Source organism: Paenibacillus sp. DCT19 (genome assembly GCF_003268635.1).
Classification (GTDB): Bacteria; Bacillota; Bacilli; order Paenibacillales; family Paenibacillaceae; genus Paenibacillus.
Map to the genome: position 1 here is coordinate 5772525 of NZ_CP029639.1, position 25556 is coordinate 5798080.

The window sequence follows — 25556 nt, forward strand, 5'->3', positions numbered from 1 at the left end:
TCAAATAAAGAGCAATCTATTAATCAACCGAAACTGGCTCAAGCTCTTCTACTGAAGATTGGCCATCTTCTGGCTCAGCAAATTTGATACTGCGATAACGGTTCATACCCGTACCTGCAGGGATCAGTTTACCGATGATTACATTCTCTTTCAGACCGAGCAACTGATCGACTTTACCTTTGATCGCTGCATCTGTCAAGACACGAGTAGTTTCTTGGAACGAAGCCGCTGAAAGGAAAGAGTCTGTTTCCAGGGATGCTTTCGTAATACCGAGCAAGATTGGTTTTGCAACCGCTGGCTCTTTATCACTAAGAATCGCAATTTTGTTAGCTCTTTCGTACTCATGCATATCCACGAACGATCCTGGCAAGAGTGTTGTATCTCCCGCATCAACGATACGGATTTTACGCAACATTTGACGGATCATAACTTCAACGTGTTTGTCATTGATTTCTACGCCTTGGTTACGATATACGCGCTGTACTTCCTGCAAAATGTAGTTTTGCACACCACGTATGCCTTTAATGCGCAGCATTTCTTTTGGATCGATAGAACCATCTGTCAATTCGTCACCCGCTTCAATTTCCATGCCTTCGCTTACGCGCACACGGGAACCGTAGGTAACAGCATATACTTTGGATTCTGCTTCACCTTGAATTTCGATTTCACGACGATCTTTCGCTTCGCGAATCTCTTTAACCACACCATCAATCTCACTGATTGTTGCTTGACCCTTAGGATTACGAGCTTCAAACAACTCTTGGATACGCGGCAAACCTTGCGTGATATCGTCTCCGGCTACACCGCCGGTATGGAAAGTACGCATTGTAAGCTGTGTTCCTGGTTCACCAATGGATTGTGCTGCGATAATTCCAACTGCTTCACCGATCTCCACGTGTTTACCAGTCGCCAAGTTACGACCATAACACTTCTTGCAGACACCATGACGAGCACGGCAGCTGAGTACAGAGCGGATTTGCAATTTAGTTATACCAGCTTCAATGATAGCCTCTGCCTTGTCGGAGTCGATCAATTCATTGCGGCCTACAATAATTTCTTTTGTTTCCGGATGACGCAATGTCTCGAAGCAGTATCTGCCTTCAATACGGTCGTAGAGATCTTCAATAACCTCTTTACCATCCTGGATACGACTTACAGTGAAGCCTTTATCTGTTCCACAATCATCTTCACGAACAATCACATCTTGTGCAACGTCTACGAGACGACGAGTCAGGTAACCTGAGTCCGCTGTACGTAGAGCCGTATCGGCCAAACCTTTACGCGCACCGTGAGTTGAGATGAAGTACTCGAGTACCGTCAGACCTTCACGGAAGTTCGATTTGATTGGGAGTTCGATAATTCGACCAGACGGGTTGGCCATCAGACCACGCATACCGCCCAATTGAGTGATTTGCGATTTGTTACCCCGTGCTTTGGAGTCAACCATCATCATGATGGAGTTGTAACGATCCATGGACTTCATCAAGATTTCAGTGATGTCATCTTTAGATTTTGACCAAATATCAATGATACGGTCATAGCGCTCTTCATTCGTAATCAAACCACGACGGTATTGATTCGTAACGATTTGTGCTTTTTCTTCAGACTGTCTAAGAATCTCGAATTTCTCATTAGGCACGATAACGTCCGACACGGCAACCGTAATACCGGCGCGAGTGGAGTACGTGAATCCAAGTTGTTTGATTTTATCCAGAATAACAGCCGTTTCTGTTGTGTGATAAATCTCAAAGCAACGTGCAATGATGGAACCGAGGTATTCTTTACCAACACCACCGGCTTGAGGAGCATTCATGATCGCTTCTCTCAGGTCGGCACCCTTCTCATATACAAATGAGTGATCCGCAGTACCTTGGTACAAGTTAGCACGAGTCGCGTCATTGATATACGGGAAGCTTGCTGGGAAAATTTCGTTAAAGATAATTTTACCGATCGTTGTTAACAACATGCCCTCTTGTTGCTCTTCCGTGAAGCTTGTTTTACCAAGCGCCTTAACTGGAATAGCTACACGTGCATGCAGACCAGCAGTACCACGTTGGTAAGCTGATACAGCCTCGTTGACAGTACGCAGGATCATACCTGTGCCCTTTTCTTCCTTGTTGTCCATGGTCAAGTAGTAAGAACCAAGGACCATATCCTGGGAAGGAGTAACAACTGGTTTACCATCTTTCGGGTTCAAAATGTTACCTGATGCAAGCATCAAGATACGTGCTTCCGCTTGTGCTTCAGCAGACAATGGAACGTGCACGGCCATTTGGTCACCGTCAAAGTCGGCATTATATGCCGTACATACGAGCGGGTGAAGACGAATTGCTTTACCTTCAACGAGAATCGGTTCAAATGCTTGAATACCGAGACGGTGAAGCGTAGGGGCACGGTTAAGCAGAACCGGATGCTCCTTAATCACTTCTTCAAGAACATCCCAAACTTCAGGACTTACACGCTCAACTTTACGTTTAGCGCTCTTGATGTTGTGGGCAAGCCCTTTATTTACAAGCTCTTTCATTACAAAAGGCTTGAACAATTCAAGTGCCATATCTTTTGGCAGACCACACTGATACATTTTCAGGTAAGGTCCGACAACGATAACGGAACGACCAGAGTAGTCAACACGTTTACCGAGCAAGTTTTGACGGAAACGACCTTGTTTACCTTTCAGCATATGGCTGAGGGATTTCAAAGGACGGTTACCAGGACCTGTTACAGGGCGACCACGACGACCATTATCGATCAAAGCGTCAACAGCTTCCTGCAGCATCCGTTTTTCATTTTGCACGATAATATCTGGCGCGCCCAGATCAAGCAGACGTTTCAGACGGTTGTTCCGGTTAATTACACGACGATACAGGTCATTCAGGTCAGACGTAGCAAAACGTCCACCATCCAGCTGTACCATAGGACGAAGTTCCGGCGGAATGACAGGAAGTACATCCATGATCATCCACTCAGGCTTATTGCCAGAGTTGCGGAAAGCTTCGATAACTTCCAAACGTTTAATTGCACGGTTACGACGTTGTCCTTGTGCAGTGCGGAGCTCTTCTTTCAAGAAATCAAGCTCTTTATCTACATCAAGATCTTGAAGCAATTTTTTGACTGCTTCTGCACCCATGCCAGCTTGGAAACCATATCCGTATTTTTCACGGTAGCTGCGGTATTCTTTCTCGGACAACAGCTGTTTTTTCTCCAGTGGAGTTTCTCCTGGATCAGTTACTACATATGATGCAAAATAAATAATCTCCTCGAGAGATCTTGGAGACATATCCAAAGCGAGACCCATACGGCTCGGAATACCTTTGAAGTACCAGATGTGTGATACTGGAGCAGCGAGCTCGATATGACCCATCCGTTCACGACGAACTTTCGCACGTGTTACTTCAACGCCACAACGATCACAGACAACGCCTTTATAACGGACGCGTTTGTATTTACCGCAATGACATTCCCAGTCTTTTGTAGGGCCAAAAATCTTTTCGCAGAACAGCCCTTCTTTTTCCGGTTTCAACGTACGATAGTTGATCGTTTCCGGTTTTTTCACTTCTCCGCGGGACCAAGAACGAATTTTTTCTGGGGAAGCAAGCCCGATCTTCATGTATTCGAAATTGTTGACGTCCAACAAGGAGCAACCCTCCTTAACCAAGTCCTGTATTCTAGGTTACGCCTTCTCCGGCCGAAGCCGGAGCAAGACGCGAGCCTGATGAAAAACGCCGGTCATCATGCGCCCGAAGCGGTTACTCCGCTCCGACCTCTGTACCCTCAAGGTTGAGGCTGAGCTTATCGCTCGCAGCGTCATCTTCATCGTCCATTTCTTTCATTTCAATCTCTTGCTCATCTTCACTCAAAATCTTAACGTCCATACCCAAGCTTTGCAGCTCTTTGATCAATACTTTGAATGACTCTGGAACACCAGGTTCCGGAACATTCTCACCTTTGACGATGGACTCATACGTTTTCACCCGACCGACAACGTCATCGGATTTAACGGTCAAGATTTCTTGCAAGGTATAAGCAGCACCATAAGCCTCAAGCGCCCATACTTCCATCTCCCCGAAACGTTGTCCACCGAATTGGGCTTTACCACCCAACGGCTGTTGCGTAACGAGAGAGTACGGACCTGTGGAACGGGCATGGATTTTATCATCAACCATGTGTGCCAATTTGATCATGTGCATGACACCAACGGTAACTTCACGTTCAAACTCTTCACCTGTACGACCATCATACAGGACTGTTTTACCATTACGTTGCATTCCTGCTTCTTCCATCGTATCGAAGACGTCATACTCCTTCGCTCCGTCGAATACAGGAGTTGCTACGTGGATCCCGAGCTGCATTGCTGCCATACCCAAGTGAACTTCAAGTACTTGACCGATGTTCATCCGGGAAGGTACGCCCAGCGGGTTAAGAACGATCTGAACAGGTGTACCGTCCGGCAAGAAAGGCATATCTTCTTCCGGCAGGATACGAGCCACGACCCCTTTGTTACCGTGACGTCCGGCCATTTTATCACCCTCGGAAATTTTCCGTTTTTGAGCGATATATACACGAACGAGTTGGTTAACACCTGGAGGAAGCTCATCACCGTTTTCACGTGTGAAGACTTTAACGTCTACTACGATTCCGTCCGTACCGTGAGGTACACGCAAGGAAGTATCACGTACTTCACGTGCTTTCTCACCAAAGATTGCATGTAAGAGACGTTCTTCTGCAGTCAGTTCCGTTACACCTTTCGGCGTCACTTTACCTACCAGAATGTCACCAGCAGCAATTTCGGCACCGATGCGGATAATACCACGCTCATCCAGATTACGCAGCGCTTCTTCCCCAACGTTAGGGATATCACGTGTAATCTCTTCAGGTCCGAGCTTCGTATCACGCGCTTCTGACTCATATTCCTCGATATGGATGGATGTATACACATCTTCCTTAACGAGTTTTTCACTGAGCAAAATCGCATCCTCGTAGTTGTAACCTTCCCAAGTCATGAAGGCAACAACAACGTTACGTCCCAGAGCCAATTCACCCATTTCCGTCGAAGGACCATCTGCAAGGATGTCGCCAGCTTTGACAACAGCACCTCTTTTGACGATCGGACGTTGGTTAATGCATGTTCCTTGGTTCGAACGCATAAATTTGTGTAATTTATATTTAACAATGTCGCCTTTGACTTCTTGGCCATCTACTTGCTCCACACGACGAAGCCAGATCTCGTTCGCAGAAGAGCGTTCAATAATCCCGTCATATTTGGAGACAATACATACACCAGAATCTTTTGCGGCTTTGTGTTCCATACCTGTTCCTACAAGCGGAGCTTTAGGAATCAAGAGAGGAACGGCTTGCCGCTGCATGTTCGATCCCATGAGCGCACGGTTGGAGTCATCGTTCTCAAGGAATGGAATGAGCGCTGTAGCGACGGATACAACCTGCTTAGGAGATACGTCCATGTAGTCAACTCGCTCACTCGGCATCGTAAGGATGTTATCCGATTGCTTGTTGTAACGTACGATGATCGCTTCTTCAGCAAATGTTCCATCTTCATTCAGCTTCGCGTTCGCTTGAGCGACAACATAGTTGTCCTCTTCGTCTGCTGTCAGGTAATCGATCTGCTCAGTTACAACACCCGTCTTCGGATCTACCCAACGATATGGAGCTTCAATGAAGCCATATTCGTTTACACGAGCAAACGTAGACAAGGAGTTAATCAAACCAATGTTTGGTCCCTCTGGTGTCTCGATCGGACACATCCGGCCATAGTGGGATGGATGCACGTCACGGACTTCCATGCCGGCACGCTCACGCGTCAAACCACCTGGTCCGAGTGCGGACAGACGACGTTTATGCGTCAACTCACCCAGTGGGTTCGTTTGATCCATAAACTGTGACAATTGAGAGCTACCGAAGAACTCTTTAATCGATGCGATAACAGGACGTATGTTGATCAAAGCCTGAGGCGTAATCACGTTAGCATCCTGAATAGACATTCTCTCACGAACTACACGCTCCATACGGGACAAACCGATACGGAACTGATTCTGCAAGAGCTCACCTACGGAACGCAGACGACGGTTACCCAGGTGATCGATATCATCTGTGCTACCAATGCCGTGCAATAGGTTAATGAAGTAACTGATTGATGAAATGATATCTGCCGGTGTGATGTTCTTAACTGATTTGTCAATGTTAGCATTAGCAATCAATTTAACAACTTTACCGTCTTCAATCGGTGAGAACACATCAATGGTTTGCATAGGGATATCATTGGCATCCAAAACGCCGTTCGCAACATGATATGTGCGGAAGCCAACGCTCTTCTCCAGATGCGGCATGATTTCGTCGAGCAAACGACGGTCAACCATTTGACCTGCTTCAGCAATGATTTCACCAGTTTCGGTATCAACCAAAGACTCAGCCAAACGTTGGTTGAACAAACGATTTTTGATGTGAAGCTTTTTGTTGATTTTGTAACGACCTACATTAGCCAGGTCATAACGTTTTGGATCAAAGAAACGCGCTACGAGTAAGCTCTTCGCATTATCAAGCGTAGGTGGCTCACCCGGACGAAGACGCTCATAAATTTCAATCAGCGCTTTCTCCGTAGAATCCGTGTTGTCTTTATCCAGTGTGTTGCGGATATATTCGTCATTACCGAGCAGATCCAGAATCTCAGCGTCTGTGCCAAAACCAAGTGCACGCAGGAGAACCGTCACCGGTATTTTACGTGTGCGGTCGATCCGGACATAAACAACGTCCTTCGCGTCCATCTCCAGTTCGAGCCAAGCGCCGCGGTTAGGAATAACTGTCGCGGTATACGTCTTTTTGGCATTCTTATCTACTTTAGTGCTGAAGTAAACGCTAGGAGAGCGAACCAACTGGCTGACAATAACCCGTTCCGCACCATTAATAATAAATGTGCCAGTTTCGGTCATCAGCGGGAAATCTCCCATGAATACTTCCTGCTCCTTGACTTCGCCGGTTTCCTTATTAATGAGCCGGACTTTGACCCGAAGCGGTGCTGCATAAGTAACGTCACGCTCTTTAGCGTCGTCTACTGTATACTTCGGTTCTCCGAGACTGTAATCGATAAATTCCAAAATCAAATTGCCTGTAAAATCCTGGATCGGCGAGATATCCTGGAACATTTCGCGCAACCCTTCCTCCAAAAACCAATCATAAGATTTTTGTTGGATTTCAATCAGGTTCGGAACTTCGAGTATCTCGTTAATTCGTGCATAACTGCGCCGAGTGCGTCGACCATATTGAACAAGATGTCCTGCCAACTTAAACTCACCCCTCAATGTCTACTCACTTTAAAAATTTCGTTGCGAACCTCTGTTTGTAACCTTATAATGGTACACATACAGAGCAAAGCAATGCATCCACAAATAAAGAAAAGCCCTTACTCGAAATGTCGTTCGAAAAAAGAGCAACTTTGATCGGCGGATGTCTTCCAAAACATTCTTATCCCCAGTTTGCCCAAAATGTACATATTATACGCCAAACGTTGGCATAATAAGCCCGTTCGGCGTAAAAAAAGGTTGACATTTTTAGTTAGCTAAAGCCAAGTAGGGCATCTTAATACTGACATTTTACAATAATACCACGGCCTGAATTTCAAGTCAATAGTCCTATTGCAAAAAAAATGCTCCACTGCTTACTTTACAAATCGGAAATCAGCCTTCAGCGACTTCTCCCGTTTTCACCGCTTTGAAAATCCGGTAGCCTTTATCCTTTGTGACTTCCTCTACTCTTCCAAACAAAGACTCTAACTTCGATTTTGCCGAAGGAGCTCCCTGCTTCTTCTGAATGACGATCCACAACGAACCACCAACCTTCAAATGACGATGAGCCTGTTCAAATATAGTATGAACCGTTTCTTTCCCAGCCCGTATAGGTGGATTGGTTAGAATAACGTCAAAGTCTTCCTTTTTTACTTCAGCCAGTAGATTACTTTGCATGACGGTAACATTGTTAATTCCATTCGCTTTTGCATTTTCTTTGGAAAGTTCAACAGCTCTCTCGTTGATATCAATCATGGTGACATGCCCATCCGGTACAAGCTTCGCTGCTGTAAGACCCATCGGGCCGTATCCGCAACCCACATCAAGAACGTGAGCTCCTGACGGAATATCCATCACATCAATTAATACTCTGCTGCCATAATCAATTCCGTTTTTGGAAAATACACCAGCGTCTGTCACGAACCGCAGACTAAATCCGCGAAGCGTCGTTTCAGTCGCTCTCCGATCATGCGCTACTTGCGGTTTGTCCGAATAATAATGATTGGACATGTCCTCACTCACTTTCCATTTGCAATTACAGCAACAAACCCTTGATATAAGTCAAGGGGTTTGTTGTTTTGTTCATTCAGCTTGGATAAGCTAAATTATTTAACTTCGATTGTAGCGCCTGCTTCTTCCAATTTAGCTTTGATAGTTTCAGCTTCTTCTTTGCTTACTTTTTCTTTCAATGCTTTTGGAGCGTTGTCAACTACTTCTTTAGCTTCTTTCAAGCCAAGACCAGTGATTTCGCGAACTGCTTTGATAACGTTGATTTTGGAAGCGCCAGCGCTTGCCAAGATTACGTCGAACTCGGATTGCTCAGCTTCAGCTGCAGCAGCTCCGCCACCTGCAACAGCTACTGGAGCTGCAGCAGTTACGCCGAATTCTTCTTCGATTGCTTTAACAAGATCGTTCAGTTCCAGTACAGTCATGCCTTTGATTGCTTCCAAGATTTGCTCTTTACTCATGATTGAACCTCCATATATAATTTTATTTTTTTGTATTTCATTACTGCTAAGCAGTATTCAGATCAAGTAGCTTACGCGCCTTGTTCTTCTTTGTCTGCAACAGCTTTAACCGCAAGCGCGAAGTTGCGCACTGGCGCTTGAAGCACGCTGAGGAGCATGGAAAGGAGACCTTCGCGGGATGGAAGTTCTGCCAATGCTTTAACTTCTTCTTCTCCGATTACGCGACCTTCTACAACTGCACCTTTCAATTTCAGTGCATCGTTCTTTTTCGCGAAGTCGTTCAGAATTTTGGCTGGAGCTACAGCGTCTTCTCCGCTGAATGCAATTGCAGTAGGTCCTGTCAGAACGCTATCGAGTTCTGTCAATTCTGCTGCAGCAGTCGCACGGCGAAGCAACGTGTTTTTCAGCACTGTGAATTCGATTCCTGCTTCACGAAGTTGCTTACGCAACTCAGTTACTTGGGCAACGTTCAATCCGCGATAGTCAACAACAACTGTAGTTGCGCTCTCGCGCAATTTTGCTGTAACTGCATCAACGGACTCTTGTTTTGCTTGAATCACTTTTGCGTTTGCCAATCTGTACACCTCCTGATCAAATTTATCCCATTAAGAAAAGCCTCCGTAGAATCACGAAGGCTTGATATATACTCATCATCGATTTACATCGTTCTAAGTTCTATAATCACACCTCGGTAGGAAATTAAGCCAGATGGCACCTACTGTCTACGGCAAGCATATTCAAATGTCAACGGTCAGTCACTCGGACTCACAACTTTTATAGAATATCAGAACAGGGCGAGCCTGTCAAGAATATTTTATCTAAAAGCTGCTGCGTTCACGCGTGCACCAGGGCCCATCGTAGAAGAAATGCTGATATTCTTCAGATAAACACCTTTTGCTGCCGCCGGTTTAGCACGGTTCAAAGCATCCATGAGAGCTTTGAAGTTCTCATTAAGTTGCTCGTTAGAGAAAGAAGCTTTACCGATCGGTGCGTGAATTTGACCTGCACGATCCAGACGATATTCGATTTTACCGGCTTTAATTTCTTGAACAGCCTTAGTTACATCGAAAGTTACCGTTCCGGCTTTAGGGTTAGGCATCAGACCTTTACCGCCGAGCAGTCGGCCCAATTTACCTACTTCACTCATCATATCTGGTGTCGCTACGCAGACGTCGAATTCGAACCAGCCTTGTTGGATTTTGTTGATCATGTCTGCATCACCAACATAGTCCGCGCCAGCCGCTTCCGCTTCTTTCGCTTTGTCACCTTTTGCAAATACCAATACGCGTTGTGTTTTGCCTGTACCGTGTGGCAAGACAACAACACCACGTACAGCCTGGTCTTGCTTACGAGGGTCTACACCCAAACGTACTGCCGCTTCGATTGTTTCATCGAATTTTGCAGTGGCTGCCTTTTTCACAAGCTCTACAGCTTCTGAAGGCTCGTAAGTTGCTTCGCTGTCGATCAGCTTAGCAGCTTCCAGGTATTTTTTACCGTGTTTAGCCATGTTTTATTCCTCCTTTGTGGTGTTAGCGGATATACCTCCCACATCAACCGGTCGCGAATCGACCGGTTTTACGAAGCTATGATTTCAGATGAAAATTAGTCTTCGATGGTGATACCCATGCTGCGGGCAGTACCTTCGACCATACGCATTGCGGACTCAACGTCTGCTGCATTCAGGTCAGGCATTTTTGTTTCCGCGATTTGACGTACCGCATCACGTTTAACGGTAGCGACTTTTTTCTTGTTTGGCTCGCCAGATCCTTTTTCAACTTTAGCTGCCACTTTCAACAGAACTGCTGCTGGTGGAGTTTTAGTGATGAATGTAAAGGAACGGTCTTCGAATACAGAAATCTCAACTGGAATAATCAATCCCGCTTGATCGGCTGTACGAGCGTTGAATTCTTTACAGAATGCCATGATGTTGACACCTGCTTGACCCAATGCTGGACCTACCGGAGGCGCTGGATTCGCTTTACCTGCTGGAATCTGAAGTTTTACCATTTTGATTACCTTTTTTGCCATGATTGACACCTCCTTGCAAAATAGTGGTTAGCGAACCTCTCGGTTCTCCCACAAGAAACTTGAAGAAACTATATCTTCTCCACTTGCGTATATTCCAACTCAAGCGGTGTTTCCCGTCCAAACATGTTCACATGCACTTTCAACTTGCTTTTGTCTACCAAAATCTCTTCCACGGAGCCCACAAAATTCGCAAAAGGACCAACTTTAATACGTACGGATTCCTTAATATCGAATTCAATTTTCGGCTTCGGTTCAACCATGCCCATATGCTTCAGAATTTGTTCCACTTCTTCAGGCAACAGTGCAGTTGGTTTGGACCCGGAACCTGTCGAACCGACAAATCCCGTAACACCTGGTGTGTTGCGAACAACATACCAAGAGTCATCCGTTTGGATCATTTCAACCAAGACATAACCGGGGTAAACTTTACGCATAACGGTCTTTTTCTTACCGTCTTTGTTCACCACTTCTTCTTCCATCGGAACAAGAACGCGGAAAATCTTGTCTTCCATGCCCATGGACTCTACGCGTTTTTCCAAATTGGCTTTGACCTTATTCTCATACCCTGAATAGGTATGAACGACGTACCATCTTTTTTCCATATCAAGCCACCTGGGACCCTTCTTAAATAATCGCTTCGATCACAAAGGAGATGCCGATGTCAACGACCCAAAAAAACAGCGTCATAACCACAACAGTACCAAGAACAATCAACGTGTAGTTGGTAAGCTCTTTGCGATTAGGCCAGCGAACTTTTTTAAGTTCAGCCCAGCTTTCTGAGAAAAAGGAAATCAGAGATTTGAAACTTCGTTTCACGCCGACTACACCTCCCAAAAACTATCTGGTTTCGCGATGAGAAGTCTGCTCGTTACAAAACTTGCAAAATTTCTTCATCTCCATGCGGTCGGGGTGATTACGCTTGTTTTTTGTCGTTGTGTAATTTCTTTGTTTGCAGTTAGTACAAGCCAAAGTAATAATTACCCGCATGATGTACACCTCCCGAAGACTTCCGCTCAAGCAGAGTCTCTAAATTGATCCTAAAAAAAAAGCCGCGAATTTAGGCCTACCTAAAACACTTTATCATAAGGGTATAACCATGTCAACGAAAGAATAGCCTTTCATTGCTGGGTAAAAGTTCCGTGCGTCTGCATTCGGCAACATATCTCTGATTTTCTCTCTTCTCCTACTTGGATCGAACGATTACTAGTATTATCAATCTTTTATTTTATAAACTTAAAGCAGCAAAAAAAGACTCAAACCCGAGCCTTTTCCGTCAACGACAACAATTGTTCAATTATCTCGAACTTCCAAATACTTTTCAAGTTTTCGCTTCACACGCTGTAGCGCATTATCAATGGACTTCACATGTCTGTCCAGATCAACCGCGATTTCTTGATAAGATCTCCCGTCCAGATACAACATTAATACTTTACGTTCCAGATCACTCAAAATCTCTGACATCTTATCTTCCAGGCCCACAAACTCTTCCTGATTAATGATAAGTTCCTCAGGATCACTAACCTGGGTTCCACAAATCACATCGAGTAAGGTACGATCGGATTCTTCATCATAAATAGGCTTGTCCAGAGACACATAAGAATTAAGCGGAATGTGCTTTTGACGTGTTGCTGTCTTAATCGCTGTAATGATCTGCCGTGTAATACACAGCTCAGCGAAAGCTTTGAACGAAGCCAATTTGTCACCCTTAAAATCTCGAATAGATTTATAGAGTCCTATCATTCCTTCTTGAATAATATCTTCCCGGTCTGCCCCAATCAGAAAATAAGATCTTGCCTTGGCGCGTACAAAGTTGCGATATTTGTTAATCAAAAACTCCAGCGCTTCGCTTTCACCTTCACGGACCGCTTCGACAATGTCTTCGTCACTTTGGTAATCATACTTAGATAACATGATATCTTTGAGGTCGACACTCACAGACAATCCCTCCGGCTGCAACGCAAGGTACCCCGTTACTCTACTCTATGAAATATAGGACAAGTATATATGATGCTACCTTACACCGTCAACCACGCTCTGCCTAAAAAAGAACATGAATAACATAATTGTCAAGACTTTCAATATTGTAATATCTGTAAAAACCAAGATCATTCCCTGCGCCAGCGTTCAAATTGTTTCAAAACATCTGGACTGAGTTTCCCCCCAAGTGTATTGCGTGTCGTTTGAGACTGCCTCTCTTCCAGACGTTTCTGCAGCTCTTTTTCGTTCTGCTCTACTTCAATCAGCAGTTCCCTAGCAGACACACGCAAAGCTCCCTGTCCAAAAATGACGTGTTGCTCTACCATATCACTTGTAGCCACATAGATTTGTCGTCTTCGCATACTGAGTTCCCGAACGAGTCTCTCAATGCATTCATCCGCCGTCTCTTTTTCCTTTGTGAAATAAATTTGTATTTTGCTCTGTGTAAAGGATTTGCCGAGTCCGGGCACGAGGTAGGCGTCAAAAACAACAATGACCTTTCGGCCAGAGAAGGCCTGATAGTCAGCAAGACGCGATAGAAGCCGGTTGCGCGCTTCTTCCAATCCATTTTGCGCTAACTTAGACAGCTCTGGCCAATCACCGATCATGTTGTACCCGTCTACAAGAAGCACATCACGGGAGTCAGCCATAGTTTCTATTCCTGCACTTGGCGTGACCGGAGCACTTCATACATCACTACACCCGCAGCAACGGATGCGTTAAGCGAGTTAATCTGACCCTGCATCGGCAATTTAATCAACACATCACATTTTTCACGGATGAGACGCCCCATACCTTTGTTCTCATTTCCAATCACGAGCGCTACAGGCCCTGTGAAGACCCCATTGCCAAATACATTTTCTTTAGCAGTAACATCCGTGCCAACTACCCACACGCCTTCTTCCTTGAGACGATCAATCGTTTGCCCCAAATTACTTACGCGCGCTACCGGTACATATTCAACAGCTCCTGCAGAGGTTTTGGATACTGTAGCAGTAACTGCTGCTGACCGACGTTTAGGCACAATGACACCATGAGCGCCTGTGCAGTCTGCCGTCCGCAAAATGGATCCAAGGTTGTGTGGATCTTCGATTTCGTCGAGCAAAATCAGAAATGGGTGTTCCCCCTTCGCTTTAGCTGCAGCAAGAATATCTTCTACCTCAACGTAAGCATAAGGCGCAGCTTGTGCTACAACCCCTGATGCTGTATACCTGGAACGGTCTGATCCAATTTACGCTTGTCCACATGTTGGATCACAATCCCTAGCTTTTTCGCTTCTGCAATAATCGGCTGGGTCAGATGCTTTTGAGCTGTATCGGCAATCCATATTTTATTAATGGTTCGACCTGAGCGTAGTGCCTCCGTTACGGAGTGTTTACCAGCGATCCATTCTTCTTCCATTGTTGTTCGATCCTCTCTATAACGCTGCGCGAGACTCTGTTAATTAGACAAAACTCACGTAGCGGCTTCGTTGAAATTCAATTATTTTGTCGAAGATTGCGCTTGCTGTTCTGCATGCTCAATCCCACGACCAATCAATGCAATCATTCGATCATGTTGACCGCTGCTATACAAATAGCCGATCAGACATTCCAGCGCCGTGGCATGTCTATACTCTAGAACATCCGCATTTTTAGGAATGGAACCAGACTTGGCGTTTCGCCCTTGGCGAACCATGTCGCGTTCTTCTTCGGTCAGCTCTGGTTCAATTCCTGTAAGAATTCGGCTCTGAGCCTTGGCTGATACGAGCCCTGTCGCACTGCGATGCAGGTGATTCGGGCGCATATTCGCTTTAGATAACAAATACTGACGTACCGCCACCTCGTACACAGCGTCCCCAATATAAGCAAGTGCAATTGGAGGAATCAGACGCGCAGGCCGTGAGAGGGGATAAGGAAACCAGCCCCCATCCGTGATATGCGTTGTTTTTTCTTCAGATTCCACCTGCTTCTTCTCACCTACTACTGACGAGGCCGCTTCCGTAAGTTCGGCAATTTCAGACATTTTTTTTGGCTGCTCCTCACTCATTTGCGCCGCCATCTCATCCCTTGGGCTGTATCCTCAAGCAATATTCCCTGAGCAGATAGTTCATCACGGATCTCATCAGCCCGAGCCCAATTTTTAGATTTACGCGCTTCTACACGTTCTTCGATCAAACGCTCAATCTCTTCATCTAGCAGTTCAGGCTCAGCGTCTGTATAGATGCGAAGCACTGCATTCAGTTCGCTGAACAACTCCAGCAGAGCACGAATATCGGCAGCATTCACCACATCCTGTTGTAACAATTGGTTCGCTTCACCAGCCCATTCAAATAAAGCTGTGATTGCGTCAGGCGTATTGAAGTCATCTTGCATTTTCTCATGATACTGTTCACGAATCTGATCCAATCTTGTCGTAAACTCAGCTGAGCTCTCTCGATCTACAGTTACCGCCTGTAGACGATGCTTGAGATTAACCACCGCATTGGTAATCCGGTCTACACTGTTTTGTGCTTGCTCCATCGTATCCTCTGTAAAATTAAGCGGGTTACGATAGTGTGTAGATAACATGAAGTAACGAATAGCTTCACGTTTATATTGGGTACGGAGATCTTTAACCAACACACCATTTCCTAGTGATTTGGACATCTTTTCATTATCGATACGGATAAACCCGTTATGCATCCAATAATTAGCCAGCGGTTTGCCTGTTAGCACCTCGGATTGAGCGCATTCGCACTCGTGGTGAGGAAACTGTAGATCCTGTCCGCCTCCATGGATATCCAACGTATCCCCGAGGTATTCCCGAGCCATGGCCGAGCATTCAATGTGCCAACCTGGACGTCCATCTCCCCATGGGCTAGACCAATAGATCTCCCCTGGCTTAGCAGCCTTCCACAGGACGAAGTCTTCCGGGTTCTCTTTACGTTCGTCCACACCGATCCGAATGCCGAACTGAAGTTCTTGCAGATTCTGCTTAGATAACTTACCATACTCCGCAAACTTGCTAGTACGATAGTATACATCCCCACCGTTTTCGTATGCGATACCCTTATCCACCAGCTCACGGATGAAATCAATAATGAGCGGCATGTTCTCGGTTACTCTCGGATTACTACTCGCCTTAGGAATGCCTAAACCTTCAAGGTCTTCGTAATAGGCTGCAATGAACTTCTCTGCTACATGCGGTACGTCTGTACCGAGCTGCTCTGCTTTGCGGATAAGCTTATCGTCAACATCTGTAAAGTTAACGACATAATTCACGTCATGTCCGATCTGTTCCAAGTACCCGCGAACCGTGTCGAAGAAAATCACTGGACGTGCATTGCCAATATGAATGTAATCATATACCGTCGGCCCACACACATACATCTTCACTTTCCCCGGCTCTTGGGGAACGAATTCTTCTTTTGTACGGCTCATTGTATTGTAAATTTGAAGCGTCATGGTCACTTTCCTTTCGTTCTTTTCCGCATGTAATGAATGAGTTGAACTTATATAGCACTCACTTATATAGCACTCACTTTCATCCCATGCTTCCTTTATTTATTGTATCACGCGAAGGTTCTATTTCACGGGTATTCTGCATCGTACGTACCTCTTCCCGCAAACGTTCAATCTCTTGTTGCATGCTTCGCAAAGAATCAATGACCGGATCTGGTAGCTGTTGATTCAGACGATCGACACGGCGCCCATCCTGTTTGACGATTCTCCCCGGAATACCTACAACCGTACTATTCGCTGGCACCTCTTTCAGTACAACCGAGTTGGCGCCAATGTTACATTGATCCCCCACACGGAACGAACCAAGCACTTTGGCACCTGACGAGATAACCACATTATTACCAATTGTCGGATGTCTCTTACCTTTTTCTTTTCCCGTGCCCCCAAGAGTAACCCCTTGATAGATAACAACGTCGTCACCGATCTCACACGTTTCACCAATAACTACACCCATTCCATGGTCAATAAACAATCGATTACCAATCGTCGCACCAGGGTGGATTTCGATTCCTGTCATAAAACGGCTAATCTGTGAAATGAACCGAGCGAACGAGAAGAACCTTCGCTTGTATAAAAAATGCGCGATCCGATGCGCCCATATCGCATGCAGCCCTGAGTAAGTAAATACAACCTCAAACCATCCCCGGGCCGCTGGATCGTTTTCAAACACCGCCTGGATATCTGATCTGATCTTCTTAAACATGCTCGTTCCCCTCTTGTTCAGGTTCTCGTCCTCCGGCTTACCGGACGGCGCATTCCTTGATAGTGTACTACTAGCTTTACACCTATGCACATGTTAGGACTCCGTACCGCTGTAACTGTAATTCAACACCGCTGTGATTTGATTATCTTTGAAAGAGTTACACGTCCAGACATACAAAAAACGCCCCTGTAGCTATGTAAGCTACAGAGGCGTTGATCGCGGTCCCACTCTGCTCAGTTCACCTGTATAACAATGAACCCTCAAACGGTTTAATAACGGGAACCAACCGTCACAACCTATCCTAACGTTTTCCCTTGTCCTAATCGACAAGGGCGGGGCTGGATTCGGCTATGCAGCTCACAGGCGCATTTCGGTTGACGGACAGTGGATGGCTCACAGCCACCGCACCAAAGAACTTCATTCTTTAGGCGGGGCCATCCTCTCTGAATCTGTCCGGATCAACGTACTCCTCCCGGTCTTTGCTGTTCTATATAGATAAATCATATCATTTATTCGTTGTGTTGCTATTATATCGAAAAGGGTTGAGACTGACAACAGCCTTCCCCTGTAATCGACACACAACTACAGACGAATCACTAACTTCGTCAGATTATGCCCCTTTTACTTGAGCATGCAAACGTTCAATCACCGTGTCTCGACCAAGCAATACAATCGTTTGATTGAGATCGCGGCCATGTGTCTGCCCTGTTAGCGCTACACGAATTGGCATAAAGAGCTGTTTGCCTTTAAATCCAGTTTCTTTTTGTACTTCTTTGATAAGTGCTGCCATCTTGCTTGGCGTGAACTCATCACTTGCTTGAACTTTATCAGCAAAAGCTTTCAGTACAGTCGGCACCTGCTCTTCAGCGAGTACTGCCGCAGCTTCAGCCTCCAGTTCAAGATCTGAACGGAAGAATACTTCGGACAATTCTACGATATCTGAAGCTGCTGTCATCTGCTCTTGGTAGAGATGAACGAGTGTATAAGCCCATTCTTTCTGCTCAGCTGACAGTTCAGAAGCAATCCGTCCTGCCTTTTGCAGGTGAGGAATCGCCATTTCAGCAATCCGATCTGGATCTGCATTTTTGATATAGTGATTGTTCAAGTGCGCCAGTTTATTGGTATCAAATACCGCTGGGCTCTTAGATAAGCGCTTCGTATCAAAAATTTGGATGAGCTGCTCTTGTGAGAAGATCTCCTCTTCTCCTTCTGGCGACCAGCCAAGTAAGGAAATGAAGTTGAACATCGCTTCTGGCAAATAGCCGAGTTGATCATACTGTTCAATAAACTGAATAACGGATTCATCCCGTTTACTCAGCTTTTTATGATTTTCATTTACAATCAACGTCATGTGACCAAATTGCGGCGGCTCCCAGCCCAGCGCTTCATAGATCATCAACTGACGCGGCGTATTGGAAATGTGATCTTCCCCGCGCAGTACGTGGGAGATTTTCATCAAGTGATCATCGACCGCTACTGCATAGTTGTAAGTAGGAATGCCATCTTTTTTGACGATAACGAAGTCTCCTGACTCCTTGCTGTTGAACGAAATTGTTCCTTTGACCATATCATCAAACGTGTATATCCGTTCCTCCGGTACACGGAAACGAATGCTCGCCACGCGGCCTTCTGCTTCAAAAGCACTGCGTTGCTCTGGTGTCAGATCCCGGTGTTTACCCGAATAACGCGGCGTCTCACCACGAGCTGTCTGCTCTTCGCGCTCTTGCTCCAATTCTGCTTCTGTGCAATAGCAATGGTATGCAAGCCCCTTATCCAACAGCTCTTGAGTATATTTGCGGTAGATATCCAGTCGTTCCGTCTGACGGTACGGTCCGTATTCTCCACCCACATCAATGCTCTCATCCCACTCGATGCCGAGCCACTTCAGATACTTCAGTTGACTTTCTTCCCCACCAGCAATGTTACGCTTCACATCCGTATCCTCAATACGAATAATGAATTTGCCGTTATTGTGTTTAGCATACAAGTAATTAAATAGCGCCGTACGGGCATTCCCGATATGCAGATGTCCCGTTGGACTCGGCGCGTAGCGCACGCGTACTTCCGTGCTCATAACTATCCCCTCCGTCTCTTCGTTGGTTGATGATATCACACGCGAACAAGGCAAACAACCGATTGAGCTGCAATACCCTCTCCCCGACCTGGGAATCCGAGCTGCTCTGTCGTTGTTGCTTTGACATTCACTTGATCCACTTCTGCTTCCAGTACCTTAGCGATAACCTCAGCCATCTGTGGAATATAAGGTGCCATCTTCGGCTTCTGTGCAATGATGGTTGAATCGATGTTACCGAGGCGGTATCCCCGATCCTTCACAAGCTGCCACACATGTTCCAAAAGTTTCACACTGTCTGCATCCTTGAATTCCGGATCGGTGTCCGGGAAATGTTTGCCGATATCACCAAGTGCCAGCGCACCTAGAATAGCATCACTAATGGCATGTAACAGTACGTCAGCGTCCGAATGACCCAATAACCCTTTTTCATGAGGAATCGTCACTCCACCAATAATGCAAGGTCTTCCCTCTACCAGCTGATGCACATCGAACCCTTGTCCTACACGAATCATTGCTCCTTCTCTCCCCTCAGCAAAAACGCAGCATACTGCAAATCTTCCGGCGTCGTTAACTTAATGTTCGTATAACTGCCTTCCACAATCTTGACCGTTATGCCCTGGCGCTCTGCCAGCATCGCATCATCTGTTCCTAGAAAACCATCCTTCTCTGCCGACTCATAAGCAAGCATCAACGCAGAAAGACGAAAAGCCTGCGGGGTTTGAATGCTCCACAGACTGCTGCGGTCTGGCGTCGCCGTAACGACACCTTCCGCATTCACTTGTTTAATCGTATCCTTAACCGGAACCGCCAGAATAGCACCACCGCCAGACATCACAGTTGTCATGCAAGCGTTGATCTGTTCCCGGTTAACAAAAGGACGTACCCCGTCGTGAACGAGGACCCAATCCGTTCCTAAAGCCTTAAGGCCTTCATGAACCGAATGCTGTCGCTCTTTCCCGCCGGGGATGACACGAACTCGTGATTCCAGATGGTATTCTTTTACCCAATTCAGGCAGCGTTCAACATCTCCAGCTCCGGTCACCAGCACGATCTCGCGCATCTCATCCAGAGCCGCAAACACTTCAAGCGTATGTATGAAAACGGGCTTGTCCTGCAACAGCAGAAACTGCTTGCTCTCGGTTGTCCCCATCCGGGTTCCCCGACCTGCCGCCACAACGACAACGCCCCACCCTTTATCCATGCCGCAATCCCTGCCTTGTCAGTCAGTTTATCGTCCGCCATATCAAATGCCGCAAGCGATATCCAATATGTGCTACGATACACTACCCATCATACCGTTTTTACTGGGCTTTTTCCAACAGTTTTGGCTTTGCAAAAATCATTCGTCCCGCGGATGTCTGAAGTACACTGGTCACCAGCACTTCCATCATCATACCAATATACTCACGTCCACCTTCTACAACGATCATCGTACCGTCATCCAAATATGCCACGCCCTGACCATGTTCCTTACCATCCTTAATGATCTGCACCATAATCTCTTCACCTGGTAACACGACCGGCTTAACCGCATTCGCCAAATCGTTGATGTTCAACACAGATACACCCTGGAGTTCACACACCTTGTTTAGGTTAAAATCATTCGTAACGACCTTGCCCTGAAGCACTTTAGCAAGCTTGACCAACTTGCTGTCCACCTCAGATATTTCTTCAAAGTCACCTTCATAAATAAGCACTTTAACGTCGAGCTCTTTCTGAATTTTATTCAGAATATCTAGTCCTCGCCGTCCTCTATTTCGTTTCAACAGGTCGGATGAATCGGCGATATGCTGTAATTCTTCCAAAACAAATTCAGGGATGACAATGGTGCCTTCGATAAATCCGGTTTTGCAAATATCTGCAATCCGTCCATCAATAATTACGCTCGTATCCAAAATCTTGTGTTCCTCTAACCGTCGCCCTTCATCTTGTTCAGGATGCCCCCATCGCCCAGACATCCAGAAGGCCGCTAGATCGTCTTTTTTGGCTAGTGCAAGCATGTACCCCGAATATGCACTAACAACCGTCAGTGCTACTTGGAGCACCTCTCCGGCTGTCCCTAACCATGTTAAGCAAGGATAGAGCAACAACGCCACAAGTAGACCTGTAACCGTACCTACTGCCCCTGCTGCTAATTCATTCATAGGCACTTTTGCCAAAGCATTGATTCCATTATGCAGTCGATCGGCGATCAGTGTGCCACCTAGATTGCATGCAGCCATAAATAATACGGCTCCCAGCGCAGTGGATACCCCAGCTCCCAAGAGCCCTGCGGATTGAATCCATTCTGCCATCCAAGGGATGGATTTGCCTGCCAGATGATATGCTGTATAGCCGAACCATGCTCCGCACAATCCTGTAAAAGTTAAAATGCCTTTTTTCCACATACGTCCCTGCACCTCCTTCATGATATTTCCAACTTCATATCCAGTATGATCCAATTCCTAAAATGCTAATCCCTTAAACAAGAACTTTTTGGAAAAGATGCAATCCTTAGTTGAAAGAAGATAAAAAATTGGCATATAATGAATTCAATTCATATCCCGAGGTGAGTAGCAAAATGAGTACGCTAAGTTTACAGGCTTTTCAGGATCAAGTTTCTGAGCTGTTATTGCGTCACCGCAGTTTGATTGATGTGCTGTCCAAAACGGGACAAGCCGGGGCTTCGGTCAACCGTGCCGTATCCAAGGCCATTACCGAATGCGGCTGCATTGAGCTGCACGCTACGAAGCAACAGTACGCCCCTGAGAGTGGTATTGCTCAGACCAAGGGTTTACTGGAGACGCATGTCGAAGGTGAATTGTGCGAGAATTGTAAAGAGGTTATCAGTTCCGAATTAGGACGCAACCTGTTTTATATGTCTGCTCTCTGCAATCTCTTGGACATCAACATGGAAGAGGTCGTGAATCACGAGTCACAGAAATGTTCGACGTTAGGGATGTTCAATTTGTCATAAACAATGCATCATCATTGCACAAAGTTGGTTGTTACCGTATAGATTGGAATAACGAGAAAAAGCACGTGACTCCGAAGTCGGAGCACACGTGCTTTTTGCATTATTCAAACACTTTATAGCATATAAGTGATCTCTGTATATTCTTTTACCGATCCGAACGAGGAGACTTCTCTTCTTTACGTTTCTTAGCTCGGTTACGGGAGGCTACTGTGCGTAAATTATGCTTCATTCCGTATAAGGCATACAGCACAAGCGGAATAAAGATTAATTTGGATAACTGTTCTGGGAAAATAACCGCTACGGCTACTGCAAAGGCAATCACCCATGGAGCAATCCAGATCGCTTTACGAGGTAGGCCTACCTTTTTGAAGTTAGGGTATTTAAGTGAGCTCACCATCAGATACGACAACAACAATGTGGCAATGATCATACTGATCGGTCCGATATCTTTGTTAAACAAGGATAACGTCGCTAGCACTCCACCCGCCGCTGGAATCGGCAGACCAGTGAAATACCCCGGAATTCCCGGGCGTACATTAAATCTAGCCAAGCGAATCGCACCACAGATGGGAAAGCTCGCTGTTGCAATCCAAGCTAGTACAGGGGAAGCATCTTGAAATGAAACCATAAACACAATCAGCGCTGGAGCAGCACCAAACGATACCATATCCGACAGAGAGTCCAGCTCCTTGCCGAATTCACTCTGGGCATTCAATGCTCGTGCCACCCGTCCGTCCAGACCATCCAGTAACATCGCGACAATAACCATAATCGCTGCTAAACTGTAGTTTCCCTCAATTGCAAGTAATATTGCCATCATTCCAAGAAACAGATTACCTAAGGTAAAGAGATTCGGAATGAATCTGGTTAACATCGTTGTTTCACCTCATCATCTTCAAGCCGTTATAGGCACACTCTTACATCTGTCTGTCGATAAACATTTGCTCCTGTAGCCGCTTCAGACCTTCCTTGATTGTGCGGGCACGCACTTCACCAATTCCATCTACTTCATCCAACTCTTCAATGGTTGCCATAATAACTTGAGGCAACTGTTCAAATTGATCCACCAGGTTATGAATGATGACATTGGGCAGACGGGGTATCTTATTTAATACCCGGAATCCACGTGGCGCAACCGAGTCCTCAGACGTCGCTGCTGATGAAGGATATCCGAGCAAACGTACAATATGATGTGCATCAAGCAGTTCATCATCCGACAATCTCTTCAGACCCACAATAATTTCGCGAATCTTGTCATCACTATCGTCGCGTGCATAGTCTTTATAGAGCAACCATGCCTCTTCTTCCGTTGTACCCACCAGCTCTTCCATTTGCATGGAGATCAGTCTTCCTTCATTGCCTAACTCATGAATATATCGTTTAATTTCCGTTTTGATCCGCATCACCATTTCTGTCCGCTGAATAACATTCACGACTTCGGGAATGGTCACCTGTTCTTCAAATTCTGAAGCACTTAGGTTGGTTAGAGACTGCGTCAAAACGGCTTTGTATTTCTCCAACGTTTGAATCGCCTGATTGGCCTTAGTCAAAATTACACCAATCTCTTTCAGCGAATATCTGAGTGTTCCCTGATACAGAGTAATAATATTCCGACGTTGAGAGATGGACACTACCAATTTGCCCGTTTGCTTTGCTACGCGCTCCGCTGTACGGTGACGAATCCCTGTTTCTGAAGAAGATATAGAGGAATCTGGGATTAGTTGAGTATTCGCGTATAAAATGCGTTTCAAATCCTCACTGAGGATAATGGCACCATCCATCTTGGCAAGCTCATACAGATAGTTCGGAGAGAAATCACAATTAATTGAAAATCCCCCGTCAACCACTTCCATCACTTCAGGGCTGTATCCTACAACAAGCAGTGCCCCGTTTTGGCGCGCAGCACGTTCTCCAGACCTTCGCGGAAAGGTGTACCTGGTGCGATCAACCTTAACAACTCATTCATATTATCCAGTTGGCTCGAATCTTTCATCTTGTTATGCCCCCTAATCTAAAGCGACCGCTAGTGCATCTGCCACGGTATTCACACCGATCAGTTGTATCCCGCGAGGATGTTTCCAGCCCTTTAAGCTTTTTTCTGGTAAAATGACTCGTTTGAAGCCAAGCTTCTCGGCTTCTTTCACACGTTGTTCGGCTCGTGATACAGCTCGAACTTCACCCGTCAAACCAATTTCGCCAAATATGACATCATCCGGTTTGGTTGGTACATCTCTTAGACTTGAAGCGATGCTTATTGCAACCGCCAAATCCACAGCAGGTTCATCTAAGCGTACGCCCCCGCAACATTAAGATAGGCATCCTGGGTTTGCAGAAACATCCCCATGCGCTTCTCCAATACAGCGATGATCAGGTTTAACCGGTGATGGTCTATGCCTGTCGCCATACGACGCGGAGATGGGAAATGAGTGGCAGAGATCAATGCCTGTAGCTCCACGAGTAAGGGACGTGTGCCTTCCATGCTTGCTACAACTGTAGATCCAGCAACGCCGAGTGGACGTTCGGACAGAAAGAGCTCTGATGGATTACCGACTTCACGAAGCCCATCTTCACCCATTTCAAAAATACCGATCTCATTCGTGGAACCAAAACGGTTCTTCACCGCCCGCAATAAACGATACGTATGATGACGCTCCCCTTCAAAATAGAGTACACAATCCACCATATGTTCTAGCATACGTGGTCCGGCAATGGCACCTTCCTTGGTAACATGCCCCACGAGAACCGTTGCAATGCCTCGGCCTTTGGCAATTCGCATGAACCTTGATGTACATTCCCTTACCTGGGCTACACTTCCCGGTGCACTGGTAACTTCGGGCAAATATACCGTCTGAATCGAGTCGATGACAAGAAAATGCGGCTGGATCTGCTCCACCGCTTCCTCAACACGTTCCATATTGGTTTCACACAGCACATACAGCTCAGGAGATAGTGCGCCAAGACGATCTGCTCTTAATTTGGTCTGTTTTACTGATTCCTCGCCTGATACATACAACACACGCAATCCTGAATGTGTCAACGCATGAGACGTCTGCAACATTAATGTTGATTTTCCAATTCCCGGGTCTCCGCCCACCAGAACGAGAGAACCTGGAACGATCCCGCCACCCAATACACGGTTCAGTTCTCCGATTCCAGTCTGCACTCGCGGCTCCTGACCGCTATCTATATCTATGATAGGAAGCGGTTTATCTTTACTGTCAAAAAGGGGAGAATTCCTCCCTTGTGTTTTGACCACCGTTTCAGTTTCTTCTATCATTGAATTCCATGACTGACAACCTGGACACTTACCATACCATTTGGGGGCTTCATAGCCGCATTCCGTACATTGAAACTTGGTTTTTACTTTGGCCACTTCAGCACTCCTACCATTTATTTTATAACAGCATTTTGCATTATTCGACGAATTTTGCCCCGACTTCCTAACGCGCAGGGTTAATAAAAGTTTACCATTGTTTGAGATTTTTCGTAAAGGATTATCGTAAACTTTACACATGTTCCTGAATTTTCTACACCTGTTATTGCCACTGCCTCATTGATAAGAAGTCAAATTGCTC

The 25556-nt window shown here is 45.9% G+C and carries 21 protein-coding genes, 3 pseudogenes and 1 other annotated feature; of the genes and pseudogenes, 1 reads left to right on the plus strand and 23 read right to left on the minus strand.

Going from position 1 to position 25556, the window contains the following annotated elements:
- Window positions 1-19: 19 nt before the first annotated feature.
- The 20 genes and pseudogenes from rpoC to DMB88_RS26545 form a co-directional block, all read right to left on the minus strand.
- On the minus strand, window positions 20-3634 hold the full coding sequence (gene rpoC / locus DMB88_RS26450; protein WP_128103680.1) for a DNA-directed RNA polymerase subunit beta': 3615 nt from the start codon (window positions 3632-3634) through the stop codon (window positions 20-22).
- Between the two features lie 112 nt (window positions 3635-3746).
- Window positions 3747-7292 carry a DNA-directed RNA polymerase subunit beta gene (gene rpoB / locus DMB88_RS26455; protein ID WP_128103681.1) on the minus strand — a complete coding sequence of 1182 codons (3546 nt, stop codon included), beginning with the start codon at window positions 7290-7292 and terminating at the stop codon, window positions 3747-3749.
- 393 nt (window positions 7293-7685) lie between these two features.
- The gene (locus DMB88_RS26460) at window positions 7686-8303 is read right to left on the minus strand and encodes a class I SAM-dependent methyltransferase (protein WP_128103682.1); all 618 of its coding nucleotides are present in this window, start codon (window positions 8301-8303) and stop codon (window positions 7686-7688) included.
- A 95-nt stretch (window positions 8304-8398) separates the two neighbouring features.
- Window positions 8399-8761, minus strand: coding sequence for a 50S ribosomal protein L7/L12 (gene rplL, locus DMB88_RS26465; protein WP_056697662.1), 363 nt, complete (start codon window positions 8759-8761; stop codon window positions 8399-8401).
- Window positions 8762-8832: 71 nt separating this feature from the next.
- Window positions 8833-9336, minus strand: coding sequence for a 50S ribosomal protein L10 (gene rplJ / locus DMB88_RS26470; RefSeq protein ID WP_128103683.1), 504 nt, complete (start codon window positions 9334-9336; stop codon window positions 8833-8835).
- A 23-nt stretch (window positions 9337-9359) separates the two neighbouring features.
- Window positions 9360-9507, minus strand: a sequence feature (ribosomal protein L10 leader region).
- A gap of 68 nt (window positions 9508-9575) precedes the next feature.
- Window positions 9576-10268, minus strand: coding sequence for a 50S ribosomal protein L1 (gene rplA, locus DMB88_RS26475; RefSeq protein ID WP_056697658.1), 693 nt, complete (start codon window positions 10266-10268; stop codon window positions 9576-9578).
- A 95-nt stretch (window positions 10269-10363) separates the two neighbouring features.
- On the minus strand, window positions 10364-10789 hold the full coding sequence (gene rplK, locus DMB88_RS26480) for a 50S ribosomal protein L11 (protein ID WP_017692062.1): 426 nt from the start codon (window positions 10787-10789) through the stop codon (window positions 10364-10366).
- A gap of 68 nt (window positions 10790-10857) precedes the next feature.
- The gene (gene nusG, locus DMB88_RS26485; protein ID WP_056697652.1) at window positions 10858-11391 is read right to left on the minus strand and encodes a transcription termination/antitermination protein NusG; all 534 of its coding nucleotides are present in this window, start codon (window positions 11389-11391) and stop codon (window positions 10858-10860) included.
- 22 nt (window positions 11392-11413) lie between these two features.
- Window positions 11414-11605: a preprotein translocase subunit SecE gene (gene secE / locus DMB88_RS26490; RefSeq protein WP_056697649.1), complete on the minus strand. Its 192-nt coding sequence runs from the start codon at window positions 11603-11605 to the stop codon at window positions 11414-11416.
- A 21-nt stretch (window positions 11606-11626) separates the two neighbouring features.
- On the minus strand, window positions 11627-11776 hold the full coding sequence (gene rpmG, locus DMB88_RS26495) for a 50S ribosomal protein L33 (RefSeq protein WP_072735843.1): 150 nt from the start codon (window positions 11774-11776) through the stop codon (window positions 11627-11629).
- Window positions 11777-12079: 303 nt separating this feature from the next.
- Entirely contained in the window at window positions 12080-12724 is a 645-nt protein-coding gene (gene sigH / locus DMB88_RS26500; protein WP_024633601.1) for an RNA polymerase sporulation sigma factor SigH, read from the minus strand.
- A 170-nt stretch (window positions 12725-12894) separates the two neighbouring features.
- Entirely contained in the window at window positions 12895-13416 is a 522-nt protein-coding gene (locus DMB88_RS26505) for an NYN domain-containing protein (RefSeq protein WP_128103684.1), read from the minus strand.
- 5 nt (window positions 13417-13421) lie between these two features.
- Window positions 13422-14167, minus strand: a pseudogene (gene rlmB / locus DMB88_RS26510) (23S rRNA (guanosine(2251)-2'-O)-methyltransferase RlmB).
- An 81-nt stretch (window positions 14168-14248) separates the two neighbouring features.
- Complete coding sequence (locus DMB88_RS26515; RefSeq protein WP_254438356.1) at window positions 14249-14770, minus strand: Mini-ribonuclease 3; 522 nt, start codon at window positions 14768-14770, stop codon at window positions 14249-14251.
- Window positions 14771-14790: 20 nt separating this feature from the next.
- Window positions 14791-16191 carry a cysteine--tRNA ligase gene (cysS, locus tag DMB88_RS26520; protein ID WP_128103685.1) on the minus strand — a complete coding sequence of 467 codons (1401 nt, stop codon included), beginning with the start codon at window positions 16189-16191 and terminating at the stop codon, window positions 14791-14793.
- Window positions 16192-16270: 79 nt separating this feature from the next.
- A complete protein-coding gene (gene cysE / locus DMB88_RS26525; RefSeq protein ID WP_128103686.1) occupies window positions 16271-16951 on the minus strand; it encodes a serine O-acetyltransferase in 681 nt (226 codons plus the stop codon).
- Between the two features lie 610 nt (window positions 16952-17561).
- Window positions 17562-19025: a glutamate--tRNA ligase gene (gene gltX / locus DMB88_RS26530; protein WP_128103687.1), complete on the minus strand. Its 1464-nt coding sequence runs from the start codon at window positions 19023-19025 to the stop codon at window positions 17562-17564.
- A 35-nt stretch (window positions 19026-19060) separates the two neighbouring features.
- Window positions 19061-19537: a 2-C-methyl-D-erythritol 2,4-cyclodiphosphate synthase gene (gene ispF, locus DMB88_RS26535; RefSeq protein WP_056697632.1), complete on the minus strand. Its 477-nt coding sequence runs from the start codon at window positions 19535-19537 to the stop codon at window positions 19061-19063.
- Window positions 19534-20226: a 2-C-methyl-D-erythritol 4-phosphate cytidylyltransferase gene (gene ispD, locus DMB88_RS26540; RefSeq protein ID WP_128103688.1), complete on the minus strand. Its 693-nt coding sequence runs from the start codon at window positions 20224-20226 to the stop codon at window positions 19534-19536. The genes ispF and ispD overlap by 4 nt, the downstream gene beginning before the upstream one ends.
- A gap of 100 nt (window positions 20227-20326) precedes the next feature.
- Window positions 20327-21412, minus strand: a complete 1086-nt coding sequence (locus DMB88_RS26545) for a PIN/TRAM domain-containing protein (RefSeq protein ID WP_128103689.1) — start codon at window positions 21410-21412, stop codon at window positions 20327-20329.
- Between the two features lie 173 nt (window positions 21413-21585).
- Between DMB88_RS26545 and DMB88_RS26550 the strand changes: the two genes are divergently transcribed.
- Window positions 21586-21981, plus strand: coding sequence for a nucleoside triphosphate pyrophosphohydrolase family protein (locus DMB88_RS26550; RefSeq protein ID WP_056697625.1), 396 nt, complete (start codon window positions 21586-21588; stop codon window positions 21979-21981).
- 145 nt (window positions 21982-22126) lie between these two features.
- On the opposite strand, the gene pssA is transcribed toward DMB88_RS26550, so the two are convergent.
- From pssA to radA, 3 genes and pseudogenes are all read right to left on the minus strand, one after another.
- Complete coding sequence (gene pssA / locus DMB88_RS26555) at window positions 22127-22855, minus strand: CDP-diacylglycerol--serine O-phosphatidyltransferase (RefSeq protein WP_128103690.1); 729 nt, start codon at window positions 22853-22855, stop codon at window positions 22127-22129.
- A 43-nt stretch (window positions 22856-22898) separates the two neighbouring features.
- A pseudogene (gene disA, locus DMB88_RS26560) lies at window positions 22899-23974 on the minus strand (DNA integrity scanning diadenylate cyclase DisA).
- Between the two features lie 13 nt (window positions 23975-23987).
- A pseudogene (radA, locus tag DMB88_RS26565) lies at window positions 23988-25354 on the minus strand (DNA repair protein RadA).
- Window positions 25355-25556 lie beyond the last annotated feature (202 nt).